The following is a 4,311-nucleotide window of genomic DNA, read 5'->3' on the forward strand; positions in this document are numbered from 1 at the left end:
CTCCAGATCTTTAAGCACTTGCCTATACACCAGGTTTAAGATATAGATATCATCAACAAAACCTAAAACCGGCACAAAATCAGGGATCACGTCTATTGGAGACAAAAAGTAAACCAAACCACCCAAAATAGCAATAATAGATCTTTTTGGAATTTCGGTATAATCGCCGTTCACGTAATCTTTAGATACGGCAAACAACAGCACCAGTTTCGACCAAACACCTTCCAGATCACCTTTATTGGTTACTGCCTTTCCCAATGCATCTTTAATCGTATTGCTGGCTTTGGTCTTATCACTTAAGATCACCGAAGCTTTACTTTGCGATTTTTTAAAGAAACCCAGTATTTTCTCCCTATTCAATTTCATAGTTAACGATATTACAAATTAACGGCCAAAAGCATCATAATTGTCTTCGGCATATTTGGTAAAGCGATCTAATAGTTTAATGTTTTTGTTCTCAATAGCCGTTAAATCGTTATCAACATTGTTTTTAACAGGCACATACCATTCTACAGGATCGAAAAAATTTCTGAAAGTCTGTTTTTTAAAGGCATAACCATGTCTGGCGAAAATGGTGTTTTTGATAATCTGCAGATCAAGCTTCCTTAAATTCTTTAGATCTTCTTCTTTAAGTGTAGTAGTTGAAGCATTTAATTTAAAAATCTGTTCGGATGCGCTTCTGTAAAAAGTATTGGCTCCTAACGAATCTATACTTCCATCTTCAAGGGTATCTAACCGCTCTACCATTTTGTGATCGCTCCAATCTACATATTCCATTTCGGTTGGCAACATACGGCTGGCATTATATTCAAAAGCTTTTTTTAACAACTTAAATTCTTTTCCTGGCCACTTCAGGTCCTTTTTATAAGCGTTCCATTTACCAATTAAGGTGTCGCCAACAAGGGTAATTTCAAATTTCCCATCGTATTTATCAGTACCAGGTTCATCCAGAACGAAGGTAATTTTACCACCATCTTCTGATATTTTACCCAATAACGGGCGGCTGTTGCCAGAAACCACGCTTTGTGCAATCACCGTATCTTTAGTTATTTTTTTTATATTGATATTCAGTTTTTTGACAGCATCAGACATATCTCCCTCATATTCCAACTCATCTGTTGTGTAAAAATCGCCTACCCAAAAACCGTAAAGTTCTTTGTGGATTTCCTGCTGTGCAATGCCTGTTGCTTTTTCTTTTTTTGTTTTTTTAGTGTCTCTGCATGATAGCATCAAAAAGGGAATCAGAGCGAATAATAAGATTTTTTTCATCGATAGTATATATTTTAAGGTCAAATAAATTTCTTTTTGATCAGCCATTCGGCGATTAACAAATTGGGTATCCAGCCTAACCAGGCGATAATCTGGTAAACATCCATTGGGGCTGGATGAAATAAATATACTAAAATAACTTTCCATAGCCTTAAAGTTATCGCAGAGGTTGCCAAAGCAAAACTACGGTACATAAACTTTTTATGGGCTATTATTTTTCTTTTTAAAATAAGCAGAATTGCCTTTATGGTAAACCAGAACCACAAACCGCCTAAAATAATAAATGAGGTTTTAGCCATTAATCCCCCATTTGCAAACCAGCCGATAAAAATACCAGAGGGCGCAGCAAGTAACAATACGAAGCCTGCATACAAGTAGCCCAACCATTTATGTATTTTAGGATATTTAGCTAAAATTTTAGGATTAAACTGCGTAAAACCAGCCAGTAGTACAAGTATGGCGCTATAGACGTGGAAGTAAAATATGGGAAGATAAGCTTTGATCCCTGAAACTTCAGTCTGTTTAATCTGCAGAAAAGACACTTCACTATTCAATGGGATATACCGTAAAGTAATCTGTACCATTAACACAAAGAAATAGGCAAAAAACAATAGCCAGGCCACACGTTTATAGCTGAAGCTTTTCATCTATTTTGTTAAACAGGAATAACTCATGATCCTAAGCGTAAAAAAGATGAGGATGTTTTTCATTATAGAGCAGCGTTATCAAATATACTAAAGTCACATTGAGCTTGTTGATTGCCTTTATAAAGTCTTCTACAGACTCAGACTGACATGTCTAAATGAGTTTTATTAAATTGAAGAAGATTTCATCATCTCCAAAATATCATCAACATATTTTCGCTCATTGGCTAAACGCGGCACTTTATGCTGTCCACCGAGTTTATCTTTTGCCTTTAACCAATTATAGAAAGTATTTTCGGGGGCATTATGCACTTTTGGCCGGGCTAAAGCCATATCCTTAAAACGTTTGGCATCATAGTCGGAATTCACCGCACGTAATGTGCTGTCCATAATATCTACAAACTTTTCAAAATCGTTAGGTTGTTTGTCGAATTCTATGATCCACTCGTGCCCCCCTGCTTTTTCATCTTTAAAATAAATTGGTCCGGCGGTATAATCTTTAATTTCGGCTCCGGTTTCCTGGCAAGCTTTGGTTAAGGCCTGTTCTGCATTGTCGATGATCACTTCTTCGCCAAAGGCATTGATAAAGTGTTTGGTACGTCCGGTAATTTTAATACGATAAGGAGAAAGTGAGGTAAATTGAATGGTATCGCCGATCATATAACGCCATAAACCACCATTTGTAGAAATTACGATGGCGTAATTTTTATGCAGCTCTACTTCACCCAGCATTAATGCTTTAGGATTTTCTTCACAGATRTTCTCCATCGGCACAAATTCATAGAAAATACCATAATCCAGCATCAGCAGCATCTCTTCTGAGTTATCCTGATCCTGAATCCCAAAAAACCCTTCGGAGGCATTATAAGTTTCCAGATAATACATTTCATCGGATGGGATGAGCTGTTTAAACTGTTCGCGATACGGGGCAAAGTTTACCGCACCATGGATATACAATTCGAGGTTTGGCCAAACTTCCAGTAAATTCTGCTTTCCCGTAAGTTCGAGCACCTTTTTGGCCAGTACGATGGTCCAGGTGGGCACACCCGAAATGCTGGTTACATTTTCGTTGATGGTGGCCTCAGCCATTCTATCCATCTTAATTTCGTAATTATCCATCAATGCGATAGACATATCTGGCGTACGGTAATATTCGGCCCAGATTGGCAGGTTTTTGATCAGCACGGCAGATAAATCGCCATAAAAACAATCTTCGTTTAACTGATTAACCTGATGGCTTCCACCTAAAACCAAACCTTTTCCGGTAAACATCTGGTTATCGGGACGGTTATTGCAATAGATAGAGAGCATATCCTTTCCGCCCTTAAAGTGGCATTCTTCCAATGATTCTGGAGAAACGGGAATAAACTTACTCCTATCACTTGTGGTACCCGATGATTTTGCAAACCACTTGATATCTGATGGCCACAGAATATTTTGTTCTCCATTAAGCATGCGCTCAATATAAGGCTTTAAGGTATCGTAGTTTTGGATCGGAACACGTTCCTGATATTGTTGTGGAGTTAAGATTGATTTATAATCGTAAAGTTTGCCCCATTCGGTATTTTCGGCACTATCAATCAAGTTATGGAACCACTCTTCCTGAACATCGTATGGATATTTCATAAAAAGCTCGATCTGGTGGATCCGCTTTTTCATTAACCAGGTAAAAATTGAATTTACAAATGCCATATTAAAAAATAAACTGCTGATTTTTACCACAGATATTGACAGATAAACACAGATACTGTTGTTTTTGTTGCAACAATAATCCGATCTTTTTACCTGAAATAATTTTAGCTGTGTTTATCATCTTCATTCCCGAAATCCGGAATAAGAATTGGTTAATATTAAACATCAAATTTCTTACGTTTCAGCACAAAGTTCGATCCAAGATAAACTTTTCTTACCATCTCGTTCTCAGCCAACACCTCTGGAACACCCTGTTCTAAAATTTTACCTTCAAAAAGCAGATACGCCCTATCGGTAATCGACAGTGTTTCCTGCACGTTGTGATCGGTAATTAAAATGCCTATGTTTTTGTGTTTCAGTTTAGCAACAATACTTTGGATTTCCTCTACCGCAATTGGGTCTACACCTGCAAAAGGTTCATCCAATAAGATAAAATTAGGGTTAGCGGCTAAGGCACGTGCAATTTCGGTACGGCGGCGTTCACCTCCTGACAATAAATCGCCACGGTTTTTACGCACTTTATGTAAACTAAACTCGTTTATTAATTCTTCGAGTTTATCACGCTGTTCTTCCTTGGTCAATTTGCTCATTTCCAAAATGGCCAGGATATTATCTTCTACGGTAAGTTTTCTAAAAACAGATGCTTCCTGAGCTAAATAACCGATCCCCTTTTGTGCCCTGCGGTACATCGGATCTTCGGTAATAT

The 4,311-nt window shown here is 37.7% G+C and carries 5 protein-coding genes; all 5 read right to left on the minus strand.

The features are described 5' to 3' along the window. A partial coding sequence (locus AC1DPQ_RS19420; RefSeq protein ID WP_477610585.1) for a YkvA family protein occupies window positions 1-366 on the minus strand: 366 nt, incomplete at its 3' end. A gap of 18 nt (window positions 367-384) precedes the next feature. After that, entirely contained in the window at window positions 385-1,269 is an 885-nt protein-coding gene (locus AC1DPQ_RS19425) for a YARHG domain-containing protein (protein ID WP_477581717.1), read from the minus strand. 20 nt (window positions 1,270-1,289) lie between these two features. Further along, window positions 1,290-1,916, minus strand: a complete 627-nt coding sequence (locus AC1DPQ_RS19430; protein WP_477581719.1) for a DUF2306 domain-containing protein — start codon at window positions 1,914-1,916, stop codon at window positions 1,290-1,292. A gap of 165 nt (window positions 1,917-2,081) precedes the next feature. Then, window positions 2,082-3,605, minus strand: a complete 1,524-nt coding sequence (locus tag AC1DPQ_RS19435; RefSeq protein WP_477581721.1) for a GH3 auxin-responsive promoter family protein — start codon at window positions 3,603-3,605, stop codon at window positions 2,082-2,084. A gap of 158 nt (window positions 3,606-3,763) precedes the next feature. Beyond that, a partial coding sequence (gene lptB / locus AC1DPQ_RS19440; protein WP_477610586.1) for an LPS export ABC transporter ATP-binding protein occupies window positions 3,764-4,311 on the minus strand: 548 nt, incomplete at its 5' end.

It is taken from the genome of Pedobacter sp. 01T416_2, assembly GCF_056398925.1.

What these genes read in the sequence shown, in the direction of transcription:
- AC1DPQ_RS19425 (WP_477581717.1), bottom strand. Translation starts at nt 1,269, where the DNA reads ATGAAAAAAATCTTATTATTCGCTCTGATTCCCTTTTTGATGCTATCA.
- AC1DPQ_RS19430 (WP_477581719.1), bottom strand. Translation starts at nt 1,916, where the DNA reads ATGAAAAGCTTCAGCTATAAACGTGTGGCCTGGCTATTGTTTTTTGCC.